Below are 15,278 nucleotides of genomic sequence, written 5' to 3'. Positions count from 1 at the left end.
AACTACACCTTTACAAAAGTGGGCCACCGTCTGTGCGGTGGGCCCGAAAGATTACAGATTCCGCAGCGCGGCGACTACTGCATCGCCCATTTCCTGCGTACCGACTTTGGTACAACCGGCCGACCAGATGTCACCGGTGCGCAAACCCTGATCCAGCACTCGGCTCACCGCCTGCTCGATGGCATCTGCCGCGTCATTCAGGTTGAAGCTGTAACGCAGCATCATCGACACCGAGAGGATGGTCGCCAGCGGGTTGGCAACACCCTGGCCGGCGATGTCCGGCGCCGAACCGTGGCAAGGCTCGTACATGCCCTTGTTGTTGGCATCCAGGGAAGCCGACGGCAGCATGCCGATGGAACCGGTGAGCATTGAAGCCTCATCGGAGAGGATGTCGCCGAACATGTTGTCGGTGACGATCACGTCGAACTGCTTCGGCGCACGCACCAGTTGCATGGCGGCGTTGTCCACATACATGTGGCTCAACTCGACATCCGGGTAGTCCAGCGCCACTTGTTCGACCACTTCACGCCACAACTGGCTGGAGGCCAGAACGTTGGCCTTGTCCACCGAGCAGAGCTTCTTGCCACGCACCCGCGCCATGTCAAAGCCGACCCGGGCGATACGACGGATTTCACTTTCGCTGTACGGCAGGGTGTCGTAGGACTGGCGCTCGCCATTTTCCAGCTCACGGGTGCCGCGAGGCGCGCCGAAGTAGATGCCGCCGGTCAACTCGCGCACGATGAGGATATCCAGGCCCGAGACAATTTCCGGCTTCAGGCTCGAGGCATCGGCCAGTTGCGGATAGAGGATCGCCGGGCGCAGGTTGCCGAACAGACCCAACTGCGCACGAATCTTCAGCAAGCCGCGCTCAGGACGGGTATCACGCTCGATCTTGTCCCACTTCGGACCACCCACAGCACCCAGCAGCACAGCATCGGCGGCACGAGCACGATCCAGGGTCTCATCGGCCAGGGGCACACCGTGCTTGTCGATGGCAGCACCACCGATGACGTCGTGGCTCAGCTCGAAGCCCAGGCTGTACTTGTCATTGGCCAATTCCAGCACCTTGACCGCCTCGGCCATGATTTCCGGACCAATACCGTCACCTGGGAGAATCAGAATCTGCTTGCTCATGCGTTCCTCATTTGCTCTGTCGGCGCATCCGCAGGCGCGCCCGGAAAAGTTCTATCGCTCGGCCCACAGCACCAGTACATCTGTACTGAACGAACCATCGGCCTCAATCTCAAAATATTCGCGCACTTCATTGCCCATTGCCTGCTGCAGCTCGCGAATTGCCGCCCGCAGCACCTGGGGCGTGCGCATGCGTTCGACCCAGGAGTTGTACTCCAGGCGCAGACGCTGACGAGCGGTACTGCGGGTATGCAACCCTGCCTCGCTGACCTGGCGCAGCCACTCCCCAGCCGAATAGTCACGAACATGACTGGTGTCACGCAGCACTTCGACGCTTTGCAGGTAAGTGTCCAGCAGTGGACTGCCCGGCGACAAGACATCAATGAACGCCGCCACGCCACCCGGCTTCAGCACCCGGCGCACCTCTCTCAAGGCCAGGCCCAAGTCGCTCCAATGGTGAGCCGAGTAGCGACTGAAGACGAAGTCGAACTCGCCGTCGGCGAACGGCAAGCGCTCAGCTGCGCCTTTAACGGTGCGGACGTTGTTCAGATTACGCTCCTGCGCGGCTCCCGACACTACATCCAGCATCTGCTGGGAGAGGTCGTAAGCCACCACTTCCTTGACCAGCGGCGCAACGTGGAAGCTGACATGACCGGCGCCACAGCCCAGGTCCAGGACCCGGGCAGCACCCCGGCCCGCCACTTCGGCTTGTAGCAGCGCGAATTCGGCGCCTTGAGCGTGTACGGCACTGCTCAGGTAGGCCGAGGCCTGTTCACCGAATTGCTTCTGTACCACCTGGCTATGGGCGTTGCTGGTCATGCTGTGGTCCTTTTGATCAGGGGAACGGCGTTCGCTGGCCAACCAGCTCCTGCAACACAAATCCGCAGGAGCTGGCTGCCGGTGATCAGGCGTCGCGGAACAACCAGGGCTGGCTGGCCCGATGCTTGGCCTCAAAGGCGGCAATGGCGTCAGCGTCCTGCAAGGTCAGGCCGATGTCGTCCAGACCGTTGAGCAGGCAATGCTTGCGGAAGGCATCAATCTCGAACTTCAACACCTTGCCGTCGGGACGGGTCACGGTCTGCGCCTCAAGGTCGATGTGCAACTGGTAACCCGGCGTGGCTTCGACCTGCTGGAACAGCTCGTCGACTTCGGCGTCGCTCAAGATGATCGGCAACAAACCGTTCTTGAAGCTGTTGTTGAAGAAGATGTCGGCATAGCTTGGCGCGATGATGCTGCGAAAACCGTACTCTTCCAGGGCCCAGGGCGCGTGCTCACGGCTCGAGCCGCAGCCGAAGTTCTCCCGCGCCAGCAACACGCTGGCCCCTTGGTAACGCTCGGCGTTAAGGACGAACTCCTTGTTCAACGGACGCTTGGAGTTGTCCTGGTAGGGCTGGCCCACGTCGAGGTAGCGCCACTCATCGAACAGATTCGGACCGAAGCCGGTGCGCTTGATCGACTTGAGGAATTGCTTGGGGATGATCTGGTCGGTGTCGACGTTGGCACGATCCAAAGGCACGACCAAACCATTGTGCTGGGTGAAAGCTTTCATGCTGCGCTCCTTAGATCAATTCACGGACGTCGACGAAACGACCGCTGACAGCGGCGGCGGCGGCCATGGCCGGGCTGACCAGATGGGTGCGCCCACCGGCACCCTGGCGCCCTTCGAAGTTGCGGTTCGACGTCGAAGCGCAATGCTCACCGGACTCCAGGCGATCCGGGTTCATCGCCAGGCACATCGAGCAGCCCGGCTCACGCCATTCGAAGCCGGCTTCGAGGAAGATCTTGTCCAGGCCTTCCGACTCAGCCTGGGCCTTCACCAGCCCCGAACCCGGAACCACGATCGCCTGCTTGATGGTGGAGGCCACTTTACGGCCCTTGGCGATCACCGCCGCGGCACGCAAGTCTTCAATCCGCGAGTTGGTGCAGGAACCGATGAACACGCGATCCAATTGAATGTCGGTGATGGCCTGGTTGGCGCTCAAACCCATGTACTTCAAGGCACGGACGATGGAGTCACGCTTGACCAGGTCCATTTCCTTGGCCGGGTCCGGCACGCGCTGATCCACGGCCAAAACCATTTCCGGCGAAGTGCCCCAGCTGACTTGCGGCTTGATTTGCGCGGCGTCGAGCTCGACCACGGTGTCGAACTGGGCATCGGCATCGGACACCAGGTCTTTCCAGGCCTCGACCGCCAAGTCCCATTCGGCGCCCTTGGGTGCAAATGGACGACCCTTGACATAAGCCACGGTCTTTTCGTCCGCCGCCACCAGTCCGACACGGGCACCGGCTTCGATGGACATGTTGCAGATGGTCATGCGGCCTTCAACGGAAAGGTCGCGAATCGCGCTGCCGGCGAACTCGATGGCGTGGCCGTTGCCACCGGCGGTGCCGATCTTGCCGATCACTGCGAGGACGATGTCCTTGGCGGTCACGCCAAAGGGCAAGGTGCCTTCCACGCGCACCAGCATGTTCTTCATCTTCTTGGCCACCAGGCACTGAGTGGCGAGCACATGCTCCACCTCGGAAGTGCCGATGCCATGGGCCAGGGCACCAAAGGCACCGTGGGTGGAGGTGTGGGAGTCACCGCAGACCACGGTCATGCCCGGCAAGGTGGCGCCCTGTTCCGGGCCGATCACGTGGACGATGCCCTGACGCACATCGTTCATCTTGAATTCGACGATGCCGTATTCGTCACAGTTGTCATCGAGGGTCTGCACCTGCAGCCGGGAGACCTGATCGGCAATCGCTTCGATCCCGCCCTTGCGCTCAGGCGTAGTCGGTACGTTGTGGTCCGGGGTAGCGATGTTGGCATCGATGCGCCATGGCTTGCGTCCGGCCAGACGCAGGCCTTCGAACGCTTGCGGCGAGGTCACTTCATGGATGATGTGACGATCGATATAGATCAGCGCCGAACCATCGTCGCGCTGCTTGACCAAATGCGAATCCCAGAGCTTGTCGTAGAGCGTCTTGCCGGCCATCGGACCATTCCTCATCAGCTTGTTTCTATGCCCCGGGCCCTGACCGTCGGCCGATCAATAACCCCTTGGCTTGTGAGGCTGATGCTATGGCGTTAGATTAAATAACTCAAATTCATATTTTTCATGCTTTGGATAACCAACTGGAATACAACCATGGACCTGGCCAACCTCAATGCCTTTATAGCCATCGCCGAGACCGGCAGCTTTTCCGGCGCCGGTGAACGCCTGCACCTGACCCAGCCCGCTATCAGCAAACGTATCGCCGGCCTGGAGCAGCAGCTCAATGTGCGGCTGTTCGACCGCCTGGGCCGCGAGGTCGGCCTGACCGAGGCCGGACGCGCTCTGCTGCCCCGGGCGTATCAGATCATCAACGTTCTGGACGACACCCGTCGCGCCCTGACCAACCTCACCGGGGAAGTCAGCGGCCGCCTGACCCTGGCCACCAGCCATCACATCGGCCTGCACCGCCTGCCGCCGCTGCTGCGGGCCTTTACCCGGCGCTACCCGCAAGTGGCGCTGGACATCCAATTCCTCGATTCCGAGGTGGCCTACGAGGAAATCCTCCACGGCCGCGCCGAACTGGCGGTGATCACCTTGGCACCCGAGCCCCACAGCCTGATCAAGGCCACCGCGGTCTGGGACGACCCGCTGGACTTTGTCGCCGCCCCGGAACATCCGCTGGTCAGCAACGGCCAGGTCAGCCTGGCGGATATTGCCCTGCATCCGGCAGTTTTTCCCGGCGGCAACACCTTTACCCACCATATTGTCCAACGCTTGTTTGAGGCCCAAGGCCTGACGCCGAACATCGCCATGAGCACTAACTATCTGGAAACTATAAAGATGATGGTTTCCATCGGTCTGGCCTGGAGCGTCCTGCCCCGCACCATGCTCGACGATCAAGTGGCGCGCATTCCTTTACCGGGCATACAACTGCGACGCCAGCTAGGCTATATCCTGCATACCGAACGGACGCTGTCGAATGCTGCGCGGGCCTTCATGGCCTTACTGGATGCACAAGTCGATTGGCCAGGGAACCCGGCATAGCTCTTCCGGGTATTGCCCGTGCCAAGCCGAACTGTCATGAGTATCCCGCGCCAAACGAATGACTCAGCTCAAGGCCTGACACCCATGCCAAAACCCGCTGACCGTATTCCACCCATGCCGCGTATCCATGCTGTCGACCCCAGGGAGTCGGAGCAAAGCTGGGAAAGCGCACCGCAGTTGCTCGCTGCTCTCAATGGCGCGCGGCTGGGAGCCTGGTATTGGGATATTGAAAGCGGACAGATCAGCTGGTCCCGGGGCACCCAGGCACTGTTTGGCTTCGATCCACGCCAACCCCTGCCGGAAAACCTCGAATACCTCGATCTGCTCCCCATTGAAGACCGGGCCAGAACCATACGGGCTTTTCATTCAGTGCTGGCGGGAGCGCCCCTGGAACACGCGATGCACCACCGCATTCGCTGGCCCGATGGCAGCCTGCACTGGCTGGAGATCAACGGCAGCGTGCTACCGGACAAGCATGGCAAGCCCCGAATGATCGGGGTGATCCGCGAGATCACCCACCAACGCCAGCGGGAGGAAGCCCTCAGCAGCTCGGAAAAACGTTTCGCCACCCTGTTTCACCTGTGCCCCAACATGGTGCTGCTGACCCGCCTGGAAGATGGCCTGATCAGCGAGGCCAACCAATACTTCGAAAGCCAGTTCGGCTGGCCCGCCGAACATGTGATAGGCCGCACTACCCTGGAGATCGGCCTGTGGGTTAATCCCGAACAGCGCGCCCAACTGATCAAGGCCGTGCAGAAAAAGGGCCAGGCCGCCAGCCTCGAAGTCCAGTTCCGCGCCAGCAATGGCCAGATCCACGACGGCATTCTCAGCGCGCAGAAAATCGAACTGGAAGGCAAGCCCTACCTGCTCAGCACCTTTCTCGATACCAGCGAACGCAAAAGAGCCGAACAAGCCCTCAAAGACAGTCAGGAACGCCTCGACCTCGCCCTGGATTCGGCGCAACTGGGCACCTGGGATTGGCACATTCCCAGCGGCATGCTCTATGGCTCGGCCCGGGCCGCACAATTGCACGGCCTGGAGCCGGCGCCCTTCCATGAATCCTTCGAAGCCTTTTTCGAGGGCGTCCCCACTGAAGAACGCGACAGCATGCGCGATGCCTATCGCAGCCTGCGGGAAGGCCCGGCGGGCAACTACCAGCTGACTTACCGGGTGCAACTGGCGGACGGCAGCTCGCGCTACCTGGAAAGCCGCGCTCGCCTCTATCGCGACGAGCAGGGCAATCCACTGCGCATGGCCGGAACGCTGCTGGACATCACCGAACAGGTGGAACGCGAACAGCGCCTGATCACTTCGGAAGAGAAGTTCGCCAGCCTGTTCCAGGTCAGCCCGGACCCCATCTGCCTGACCCTGCTGGAAACCGGTCAGTTCATCGAGATCAATTCAAGCTTCACCCAGACCTTCGGCTGGACCCCGGAAGATGTGATCAACCGCAGCGCCGAACAGATCGGCTTCTGGGCAGATCCCGCCCCGCGTCTGCGGCGGATCGAACAGGTGATTCGCGAACAGGCGCTGAACAACGTGGCAGTGGTGGTCAACCACAAGAGCGGCCAGGCACTGACCTGCATCATTTCCAGCCGCCTGATCACCGTCGACAAGCAGCCGTGCATCGTCACCACGCTGCGGGATATCACCCAGCAACAGCGTTCCGAGGCCGCGCTCAAGGCCAGCGAAGAGAAGTTCGCCAAGGCCTTCCACTCCAGTCCTGACGCCATCACCATCACCGAGCGCGACACCGGCCGCTACCTGGAGGTCAACGACGGCTTCTGCCGCCTGACCGGCTACCGCACCGATGAAGTGCTCGGCCACACCATGTATCAGGTCGGCATCTGGGCCGAAGAAGCCCAGCTCGCCACACTGCTGGCGGAGCTCAGGCTCAAGGGCCGGGTGCATCACCTGGAAATGCTCGGGCGTAACAAGCGCGGGGAAATCCTCACCCTAGAGGTCTCGGTGGAGCCGATCATCCTCAATGAAACCCCGTGCCTGCTGCTGACGGCCCGGGACGTCAGCCTGCTGAAGAATGCCCAGGCGCAGATCCGCCACCTGGCCTACCACGATCCCTTGACCAACCTGCCCAACCGCGCCCTGCTGATGGACCGCCTGAGCCAGCAGATCGCTCTGCTCAAGCGCCACAATCTGCGGGGCGCCCTGCTGTTCCTCGACCTGGACCACTTCAAGCACATCAACGACTCCCTGGGGCACCCGGTGGGCGATACCGTACTGAAGATCATCACCGCCAGACTGGAAGCCAGCGTGCGCATGGAGGACACCGTCGCGCGCCTCGGCGGCGATGAATTCGTGGTGCTGCTCAGCGGCCTGGAAGGCTCGCGCAATGAGGTCAGTGAACAGGTGCGGCAACTGGCCGGGACCCTGCGCGAGCTGCTCTCGGAACCGATGTTCCTCGACGGCCAGCGCCTGCAGGTCACCCCCAGCATCGGCGTGGCGCTGATTCCCGATCACGGCTCGACCCCCACCGACCTGCTCAAGCGCGCCGACATTGCCCTTTACCGCGCCAAGGACTCCGGGCGCAACACCACGCAGATGTACCACAACACCATGCAGAAGGCCGCCAGCGAACGCCTGCGCATGGAAACCGACCTGCGTCTGGCCCTGTCCCGCGGCGAATTCAGCGTGCACTACCAGCCACAGGTGGATGCCCGCGACAACCGCATCGTCGGCGCCGAGGCCCTGGTGCGTTGGCAGCACCCGGAGCTGGGGGCGCAATCACCGACGGAGTTCATCAAGGTGCTGGAGGACAGCGGACTGATCCTTGAAGTGGGCACCTGGATTCTCGATGAAGCCTGCCTGGCCTTCAGCCAACTGATCGAGCAAGGCCTGGTGGACCCGCACCACTTCAGCCTATGCGTCAACATCAGCCCTCGGCAATTTCGCCAGAACGACTTCGTCGAACGAATCGAACACAGCCTGACTGCCTATGCCCTGCCCTCATCATTGCTGAAGCTGGAGATCACCGAAGGCATCGTGATCCAGAACCTGGATGACACCATCAACAAGATGCGTCGACTGAAAAAACTCGGGGTCAGTTTTGCCATGGACGACTTCGGCACCGGCTACTCCTCCCTGACGTACCTAAAACGCCTGCCGGTGGACACCCTGAAAATAGACCAGTCATTTGTCCGCGATGCCACCCACGACCCCAACGATGCGGAAATCATCCGGGCCATCGTCGCCATGGCCCGCAGCCTGAACCTGAAGGTCATCGCCGAAGGCGTGGAAACCCCACAGCAACTGGAATTCCTCCAGGGGCTGGAATGCCATCTGTACCAGGGCTACCTGCACAGCCAGCCGCTACCTCTGAGCGAATTCAAGAAGCTGCTGAAATGACAGGCACGAAAAAGGGCGCCACCAGGGCGCCCTTTTTTTACAGCGGTCTTAGTGTTGCAGAGCCGGCTGCTGCGCACCGTTGATCGGGATGCGCTTTGGCTTCGCCTCTTCCGGTACAACCCGCAGCAGGTCAATGTTCAACAGACCGTTGCTCAGGGCCGCGGCCTTGACCTCGATATGGTCGGCCAGGCGGAAGGACAGCTTGAATGCACGCTGGGCAATGCCCTGGTGCAGGTAAGTGAAACTTTCATTGGCGTCGCGCTTGCCACCGCTCACGGTCAACACGCCTTTCTCCACTTGCAGTTCCAGATCGTCATCCTGGAAGCCGGCAGCGGCGATGACGATGCGGTATTGGTCGTCGGCGTGTTTTTCAACGTTGTAGGGTGGATAGCTGCTGCTCGGTTCGTTGCGCAACGCCGATTCAAACAGGTCGTTGAAACGGTCGAAGCCAACAGAGGAACGGAACAGTGGAGCCAGGGAAAATGCAGTACTCATGGGTCTATCTCCTGATTTTTCAGCGAGTGGTTATCTCCGCGACCCGAATTCGGCGTCGCGTACCCAAGAGATAGGGACCGCTCCTGACATTTCAAGAGGTTTTTTTTGAATTTTTTACGCCGCTTCGCTGCGGGGCATGCCCAGCAGCCGCCCCACCTGATCCAGATCGGTTTCCCGACGCAGAGCGGTAAACAGCTCAACCGCCTCCGGATAGTTGCGAGTCAGCATGGCCAGCCATTGCTTCAAACGCCCCGGGGCTGAACGGGGGGTCAGTTGCACCACCACCTGGGCCCAGAAGTCCTGAAGCATGGGCTGCAGATCGGCCCAGGACATTTCCACCACCTCCTCCCCAGCGCGAGCGGCGGCGATCTGCCGGGCCAGGTCCGGACGCGAGACCAGCCCACGACCGAGCATGATGTCCTCCACGCCACTGATCTCCCGACAGCGCCGCCAATCCTCGACGCTCCAGATATCGCCGTTGGCGAACACCGGCACCTTGACCACATCCTGCACCCGAGGAATCCACTCCCAATGAGCGGGCGGCTTGTAACCATCAACCTTGGTCCGTGCGTGAACCACGATATGTTCCGCGCCGCCCTCAGCCAGCGCCGTAGCGCACACCAGCGAACCGTCCGGGCTATCGAAGCCCAGGCGCATTTTTGCCGTGACCGGGATATGCGCAGGCACCGCTCGCCGCACATGCTCGACAATCTGATTCAGCAGTTCGGGCTCCTTAAGCAGCACCGCCCCACCCCGGGACTTGTTGACGGTCTTGGCTGGACAGCCAAAATTTAGGTCGATCACCTCGCTGCCAAGCTCGCAGGCCAGCGCAGCATTTTCGGCCAGGCACACCGGATCGGACCCCAGCAACTGCACGCGCAATGGCACGCCGGCAGCGGTGTGCGCGCCTTGCAGCAACTCGGGAGCGAGCTTGTGGAAATAGGCAGGCGTCAGTAGACGGTCATTGACGCGAATGAACTCGGTGACACACCAGTCGATCCCGCCAACACGAGTCAACACATCCCGCAGGATGTTGTCGACCAACCCCTCCATGGGCGCCAGGGCAATTTGCATGAAACACACTCAACGAAAAATCAGGCGAAAAAACGTCCGCCAGTTTACTGGGTTTCACCCGATAACAGGAATTTTGTAGGAACGGCCGAGCGGCGTTGCGCTTAGCGACAAATGGACTCTCGGGCCTGACAGCGCCCTTGAACACGCCTTCGCTGGCAAGACGGTATCCACACAGGAGCCAAGGTGATCACGAGCCCTGCAGGGCTGGGCCGTAGCCCTCAAGGAATTCGGCGGGCATACGCTTGGGCTTGCCGCTGGACAGCTCGATGCAGACAAAAGTGGTCTGGGCCCGCAACAAGGTACTGCCATCGCTCGGACGGGCCAGCTGGAAACGTCGAGTCATCTTCAGGCGCTGATCCCAATCGACGATCCAGGTGGCCAGTTGCAGCTCATCGCCTTCATAAGCCGCGGCCAGATAGTCGATCTCGTGCCGCACCACGGCCATCGCCCGATCCAGGCGACGATACTCGGCCAGATCCAGCCCCAGACGTTGCGAGTGACGCCAGGCGCAACGCTCCAGCCAGGTCACGTAGACCGCATTGTTGGCGTGCCCCAAGCCATCGATATCCTCGGCCACCACCTGCAGATCGATAACGAATGGCGTTGCCAGATCCCAACTCATGCCCAACTCCCGGTCAGTTTTTTTGACCGGGGCAGTGTAGCGGATGCTCAGGCAGATTGGCGCGCCGGCAGATGGCGTCCGGTGACCAGAGTGATCACAGCGTCGATCACTCGGGGATCGGCCAACACTCGCTGATGACCACCTTCACTCAAGCGCAGCAAGCGACTATCGAACCAGGCCTGGTGGATCAACTCCGACTCCTTGACCGGTACAAATCGATCATCTTCGGCATGAATGATCAGGCCAGGCATCTCCAACTGATACTGAGCCACGTCCAGGGTCGCGGCACGCATCCCTACATCCTTCTCCACTTGACGGATAAAGGCCGAGCGCGCCCTGGGCGGCAAGCGCATGTAGCGGGCAAAACCTCGCAAAACGCCAAGAATCCGAGCCGGCGCGGCGATACTGACCAGGGTTTCGGTGCGCAGTCCCAACTGCACAGCGAGCATGGCGCTGGCACCGCCCATGGAGTGACCAATCACTGCGCGCAAGGGGGGCAATTCCGCCGCTGCCTCCAACATCGCCCGGGCAAAGAGCACCACATTGGCCTCCTCCCCTGGAGAGCGGCCGTGGGCGGGACCGTCCAGCGCCACTGCGGTATAGCCAGCCGCCACCAGCGCCTCGATCAGGCTGGCAAATTGAGTGGGTCGCCCTTCCCAGCCATGCATCAGCAACACTGTCGGCCCCTGCCCCCAACGCAAGGCAGAGAGGCCAAAGCGCAAGGTCAGACGCTCAGCACGCTCCAGCAGGGGCAATTCCCACTCTCGGGGCGGCAGCTCACGGGGAGTCATGAACAACTGGCGCATCCGATTCGCCGCCCACTGAGGAGCCACCCAGCCCAGAGTGCCATTGACACCACGAATCCAGCTCAATCCGCTCATCGCCCAACACCTCGCAACCGAACTTCAGGTCATAGAACCGCCGACTTGGCGGCACGCAGTAGACGATCGGACAATTCACCCGGCCCCAGAGCTCGCGCCAGGGACAGCCCACCCACCATCAACGCCATATCCGCCAACGCCTTGTCCGTATCCTCGGGGCTTGCGGCCAACTGCGCGACCATCAGCTCCATATGCTCGTTCAAAGCCTTGCGAAAACTCTCTGGAAGCCGCCCCAGCTCACCCACAGATGCCGGAATCGGACAGGCCTGCTCAGTGGAGTCGCGGTGCTTGCGCGACAGATAGAACGCTGCCGTCAGCGCCCTTCGCTCCTCACCACTCAAACCTGCGTCCAGCTCGTCGAGCAAGCCACGTCGGTGGGCGAGCAGTTGGGTGAACGCCTCAAGCATCAGCGCATCCTTGCTCTCGAAGTGCGCATAGAAGCCACCCACCGTCAGCCCGGCAGCCCCCATCACCTCCCCCACACTCGGTTCGGCCGGGCCTCGCTGGATCAGCGCTGAACTGGCAGCCTGGAGAATACGTTCGCGGGTTTGAGCTTTTTTATCGTTCATCGTTGCCTCCGAATATTACGGACAAAATATTATTCTCATAATAATTTTCCGCAAGTCGTCAGTGTGACCGCCGGTCAGAAGTGCAGGCTGAGGAAGAGAGTAAAAGTTGGCCGGACGCCAGAAAAACAAAAGGGCCATTCAATAATTGAATGACCCTTAAAAATCCCGCATAGCGGGTAAACGTGGCGTCCCCTAGGGGACTCGAACCCCTGTTACCGCCGTGAAAGGGCGGTGTCCTAGGCCACTAGACGAAGGGGACACATACCCTTCTAACAGTTGATCAGTGCTGAGCTCTGATCGATTCAAGGCCGGTGTGGCCAGGCCTTGAACTGTAAATTGGTGGAGCTAGACGGGATCGAACCGTCGACCTCTTGCATGCCATGCAAGCGCTCTCCCAGCTGAGCTATAGCCCCGGATTTTCGCCTCGCGGCGCAGCGATATCTTGCAACATCACTTGTGTAAAACTGGCGTCCCCTAGGGGACTCGAACCCCTGTTACCGCCGTGAAAGGGCGGTGTCCTAGGCCACTAGACGAAGGGGACGCATACCCTTCTAACAGTTGATCAGTGCTGAGTCCTGATCGATTCAAGGCCGGTGTGGCCAGGCCTTGAACTGTAAATTGGTGGAGCTAGACGGGATCGAACCGTCGACCTCTTGCATGCCATGCAAGCGCTCTCCCAGCTGAGCTATAGCCCCGGATTTTCGCCTCGCGGCGCAGCGACATCTTGCAACATCACTTGTGTAAAACTGGCGTCCCCTAGGGGACTCGAACCCCTGTTACCGCCGTGAAAGGGCGGTGTCCTAGGCCACTAGACGAAGGGGACGCAAACCCTTCTATACAACTGATCAGTGCTGAGTACTGATCGATTCAAGGCCGGTGTGGCCAGACCTTGAACTGAAAATTTGGTGGAGCTAGACGGGATCGAACCGTCGACCTCTTGCATGCCATGCAAGCGCTCTCCCAGCTGAGCTATAGCCCCTCGTCGGTGAGGACGGGGCGAATCTTAAGGGGCGATCGGAAGGCTGTCAATTTTTTTTCCGTATTTTGAAAAAAAATTTGCCGGGATAACAACCACTTACCGCCCTGCCCCAAAAACCCTGGCTTTTTCAGCCTTAGCGGCCCGTGCCAACTCCCATAAACGGGGGGCCGCGAGCCGCCTGGAACCCACTTGGCCAGCGACCAATCGACCTGGCGCCTGAGAATCAAGCGTAGTCGAAAAGCCCGTAGTCCCTTGTAGCTCCCCTGCTGCGAAGCGCCGTCAGCCGATGGCGCCCAGCAGTTTTTCCCACTCCTTGTTCTCTTTCTTCGACACGCCACCGAGCAGGTCGATGGCCTGGCGCAGACGGAAACGAGTAAGGTCAGGCCCCAGGATCTCCATGGCATCGAGCACCGACACCGAGCTGGCCTGGCCAGTGATCGCAGCGAACATCAGCGGCATGGCGTCACGCAGTTTCAGCTCCAGGGATTCAACCACTGCCTGAATGGTCGCGGTGATGCTGTCTTTCTCCCACTGGCGCAGGCTCTCGAGCTTCCACAGGATCAACTGCATCACTTGCCGCACCTGATCGCCAGAAAGCTTCTTGGATTCGAACAACTTGGCGTCCGGGGTCACGCCACCGGCGAAGAAGAAGCCGGCCAACGGTGCGATCTGGCTGAAGGTCTCCACCCGGCCTTGCACATGGGGCGCGATCTTCATCAGGTATTCAGGATTCAGCGCCCAGGTCTGCACGCGACTGGCGAACTCTTCCACCGGCAGGTCACGCAACCACTGGCCGTTGAGCCAAGACAGTTTCTCGATATCGAAGATCGGCCCACCCAGGGATACCCGCGACAGGTCAAAGTTATCGACCATTTCCTGCAACGAGAACTTCTCGCGCTCGTCCGGCATCGACCAGCCCATGCGCCCCAGATAATTGAGCATGGCTTCCGGCATGAAGCCCATGCGCTCGTAAAAGGTCACAGAGGTCGGATTCTTGCGCTTGGACAGCTTGCTCTTGTCCGGATTGCGCAGCAGCGGCATGTAGCACAGCTGCGGCTGCTCCCAACCGAAGTACTCGTAGAGCAGAATCAGCTTCGGTGCCGAAGGCAGCCACTCTTCACCGCGCAGCACATGGGTGATGCCCATCAGGTGGTCATCGACCACGTTGGCCAGGAAGTAGGTCGGCAGGCCATCGGTCTTCATCAGGACCTGCATGTCCATGCGATCCCACGGAATTTCGACATCGCCACGCAGCAGATCAGGCACCACACAGACGCCTTCGGTCGGCACCTTCATACGAATCACATGGGGCTCACCGGCCGCCAGACGCCGGGCCACCTCTTCCTTGGACAGCAGCAAGGCGCGGCCGTCATAACGCGGCGTCTCGCCACGAGCCATCTGCTCGGCGCGCATCTGGTCCAGCTCTTCGGCCGTGCAGAAGCATGGGAACGCGTGTCCCAGGTCCACCAATTGCTGAGCATATTTCTGATAGATCTCGCCGCGCTCGCTCTGGCGATAAGGACCATGGGGACCGCCCACATCCGGCCCTTCGCTCCAGTTGATGCCCAACCAGCGCAAGGCATCGAAAATCTGCTGCTCGGACTCACGGGTCGAACGCAACTGATCGGTGTCTTCGATACGCAGGATGAACTCACCGCCATGCTGCTTGGCAAAGCAATAGTTGAACAAAGCGATGTAAGCGGTACCTACGTGGGGGTCCCCGGTAGGCGATGGCGCGATGCGCGTGCGGACGGTGGTCATGGCATATCTCGAAAAGATAGAAAAACGAGGAATAAAACAGGGGGCGAATGGTAACAGGCGACCCAGGCCCGGCTCCAGTAAGGAGGGCATTTAAGCCAAGGTTGCGACTACAGGCCGCCGCAGAGCCCATGAATGGTCAAATATCAGCGCCTGGCATTTACCACCCACGGGCTATCTGCCAGGTTCACCCGCTAGTGATTTTTCTTACACTTTTTGATTGCGGCCGCGCGCCCTGGGATTTGGCCTGTTCGGGCTGGCGAGCCTCTTTTTCGGAGTGCTCAACCCGGACTTCGCCGGGCCGCAGCGCAATCAGATCCAGATCATTCGCGCCCTGGGGCAGCCGCGGATCATGATCACCATCTCGCAGATCCCACGGTTTAG

12 protein-coding genes, 6 tRNA genes and 1 pseudogene are annotated in these 15,278 nt (G+C 60.6%); 3 read left to right on the top strand and 16 right to left on the bottom strand.

Annotated elements, in window-relative coordinates:
• Positions 1 to 51: 51 nt before the first annotated feature.
• The 4 genes from leuB to leuC form a co-directional block, all read right to left on the bottom strand.
• A complete protein-coding gene (gene leuB / locus Q8O96_RS02235) occupies positions 52 to 1,134 on the bottom strand; it encodes a 3-isopropylmalate dehydrogenase (protein WP_102863665.1) in 1,083 nt (360 codons plus the stop codon).
• A 51-nt stretch (positions 1,135 to 1,185) separates the two neighbouring features.
• Complete coding sequence (locus tag Q8O96_RS02230; protein ID WP_305948275.1) at positions 1,186 to 1,950, bottom strand: class I SAM-dependent methyltransferase; 765 nt, start codon at positions 1,948 to 1,950, stop codon at positions 1,186 to 1,188.
• A gap of 85 nt (positions 1,951 to 2,035) precedes the next feature.
• Positions 2,036 to 2,680 carry a 3-isopropylmalate dehydratase small subunit gene (gene leuD / locus Q8O96_RS02225; protein ID WP_305948274.1) on the bottom strand — a complete coding sequence of 215 codons (645 nt, stop codon included), beginning with the start codon at positions 2,678 to 2,680 and terminating at the stop codon, positions 2,036 to 2,038.
• Positions 2,681 to 2,690: 10 nt separating this feature from the next.
• Entirely contained in the window at positions 2,691 to 4,109 is a 1,419-nt protein-coding gene (gene leuC / locus Q8O96_RS02220; protein ID WP_102863671.1) for a 3-isopropylmalate dehydratase large subunit, read from the bottom strand.
• Between the two features lie 153 nt (positions 4,110 to 4,262).
• Here leuC and Q8O96_RS02215 point away from each other — a divergent pair, with 153 nt between their 5' ends.
• Both Q8O96_RS02215 and Q8O96_RS02210 read left to right on the top strand, forming a co-directional pair.
• Positions 4,263 to 5,153 (top strand): LysR family transcriptional regulator, encoded by an 891-nt coding sequence (locus tag Q8O96_RS02215; protein WP_102863672.1) that lies wholly within the window; start codon positions 4,263 to 4,265, stop codon positions 5,151 to 5,153.
• Between the two features lie 84 nt (positions 5,154 to 5,237).
• Complete coding sequence (locus Q8O96_RS02210) at positions 5,238 to 8,516, top strand: EAL domain-containing protein (RefSeq protein ID WP_207167344.1); 3,279 nt, start codon at positions 5,238 to 5,240, stop codon at positions 8,514 to 8,516.
• A gap of 48 nt (positions 8,517 to 8,564) precedes the next feature.
• Here Q8O96_RS02210 and Q8O96_RS02205 read toward each other — a convergent pair whose 3' ends face one another.
• From Q8O96_RS02205 to gltX, 12 genes are all read right to left on the bottom strand, one after another.
• A complete protein-coding gene (locus Q8O96_RS02205; RefSeq protein WP_305948273.1) occupies positions 8,565 to 9,011 on the bottom strand; it encodes an Hsp20 family protein in 447 nt (148 codons plus the stop codon).
• Between the two features lie 114 nt (positions 9,012 to 9,125).
• A complete protein-coding gene (locus Q8O96_RS02200) occupies positions 9,126 to 10,085 on the bottom strand; it encodes a tRNA-dihydrouridine synthase (protein ID WP_102863678.1) in 960 nt (319 codons plus the stop codon).
• 187 nt (positions 10,086 to 10,272) lie between these two features.
• Complete coding sequence (locus Q8O96_RS02195) at positions 10,273 to 10,707, bottom strand: thioesterase family protein (RefSeq protein WP_305948272.1); 435 nt, start codon at positions 10,705 to 10,707, stop codon at positions 10,273 to 10,275.
• 47 nt (positions 10,708 to 10,754) lie between these two features.
• Entirely contained in the window at positions 10,755 to 11,588 is an 834-nt protein-coding gene (locus tag Q8O96_RS02190) for an alpha/beta fold hydrolase (RefSeq protein ID WP_115581979.1), read from the bottom strand.
• Positions 11,589 to 11,617: 29 nt separating this feature from the next.
• The gene (locus Q8O96_RS02185; RefSeq protein WP_250330792.1) at positions 11,618 to 12,157 is read right to left on the bottom strand and encodes a TetR/AcrR family transcriptional regulator; all 540 of its coding nucleotides are present in this window, start codon (positions 12,155 to 12,157) and stop codon (positions 11,618 to 11,620) included.
• A 183-nt stretch (positions 12,158 to 12,340) separates the two neighbouring features.
• Positions 12,341 to 12,416, bottom strand: a tRNA-Glu gene (locus tag Q8O96_RS02180).
• A 78-nt stretch (positions 12,417 to 12,494) separates the two neighbouring features.
• Positions 12,495 to 12,570 (bottom strand) — tRNA-Ala (locus Q8O96_RS02175).
• A gap of 52 nt (positions 12,571 to 12,622) precedes the next feature.
• Positions 12,623 to 12,698: transfer RNA gene (locus Q8O96_RS02170), tRNA-Glu, on the bottom strand.
• Positions 12,699 to 12,776: 78 nt separating this feature from the next.
• Positions 12,777 to 12,852, bottom strand: a tRNA-Ala gene (locus Q8O96_RS02165).
• A gap of 52 nt (positions 12,853 to 12,904) precedes the next feature.
• Positions 12,905 to 12,980 (bottom strand) — tRNA-Glu (locus Q8O96_RS02160).
• An 80-nt stretch (positions 12,981 to 13,060) separates the two neighbouring features.
• Positions 13,061 to 13,136, bottom strand: a tRNA-Ala gene (locus tag Q8O96_RS02155).
• A 279-nt stretch (positions 13,137 to 13,415) separates the two neighbouring features.
• Positions 13,416 to 14,897, bottom strand: a complete 1,482-nt coding sequence (gltX, locus tag Q8O96_RS02150; protein WP_102863683.1) for a glutamate--tRNA ligase — start codon at positions 14,895 to 14,897, stop codon at positions 13,416 to 13,418.
• Positions 14,898 to 15,126: 229 nt separating this feature from the next.
• On the opposite strand from gltX, the pseudogene Q8O96_RS02145 reads away from it, so the two are divergent.
• Positions 15,127 to 15,267, top strand: a pseudogene (locus Q8O96_RS02145) (hypothetical protein); the annotation flags it as partial.
• Positions 15,268 to 15,278 lie beyond the last annotated feature (11 nt).

The sequence above is a fragment of the Pseudomonas sp. LPH60 genome (assembly GCF_030718165.1).
Lineage (GTDB): Bacteria > Pseudomonadota > Gammaproteobacteria > Pseudomonadales > Pseudomonadaceae > Aquipseudomonas > Aquipseudomonas danubii.
The sequence above is the reverse complement of the archived record's forward strand: the minus strand, read 5'-3'. Positions and strand labels throughout refer to the sequence as shown.

Coding starts and splice junctions, on each gene's coding strand:
- Q8O96_RS02190 (WP_115581979.1), bottom strand. CDS start 11,588: ATGAGCGGATTGAGCTGGATTCGTGGTGTCAATGGCACTCTGGGCTGG.
- leuC (WP_102863671.1), bottom strand. CDS start 4,109: ATGGCCGGCAAGACGCTCTACGACAAGCTCTGGGATTCGCATTTGGTC.
- Q8O96_RS02210 (WP_207167344.1), top strand. CDS start 5,238: ATGCCAAAACCCGCTGACCGTATTCCACCCATGCCGCGTATCCATGCT.
- Q8O96_RS02200 (WP_102863678.1), bottom strand. CDS start 10,085: ATGCAAATTGCCCTGGCGCCCATGGAGGGGTTGGTCGACAACATCCTG.
- leuB (WP_102863665.1), bottom strand. CDS start 1,134: ATGAGCAAGCAGATTCTGATTCTCCCAGGTGACGGTATTGGTCCGGAA.
- Q8O96_RS02230 (WP_305948275.1), bottom strand. CDS start 1,950: ATGACCAGCAACGCCCATAGCCAGGTGGTACAGAAGCAATTCGGTGAA.
- Q8O96_RS02205 (WP_305948273.1), bottom strand. CDS start 9,011: ATGAGTACTGCATTTTCCCTGGCTCCACTGTTCCGTTCCTCTGTTGGC.
- leuD (WP_305948274.1), bottom strand. CDS start 2,680: ATGAAAGCTTTCACCCAGCACAATGGTTTGGTCGTGCCTTTGGATCGT.
- Q8O96_RS02215 (WP_102863672.1), top strand. CDS start 4,263: ATGGACCTGGCCAACCTCAATGCCTTTATAGCCATCGCCGAGACCGGC.
- Q8O96_RS02185 (WP_250330792.1), bottom strand. CDS start 12,157: ATGAACGATAAAAAAGCTCAAACCCGCGAACGTATTCTCCAGGCTGCC.
- Q8O96_RS02195 (WP_305948272.1), bottom strand. CDS start 10,707: ATGAGTTGGGATCTGGCAACGCCATTCGTTATCGATCTGCAGGTGGTG.
- gltX (WP_102863683.1), bottom strand. CDS start 14,897: ATGACCACCGTCCGCACGCGCATCGCGCCATCGCCTACCGGGGACCCC.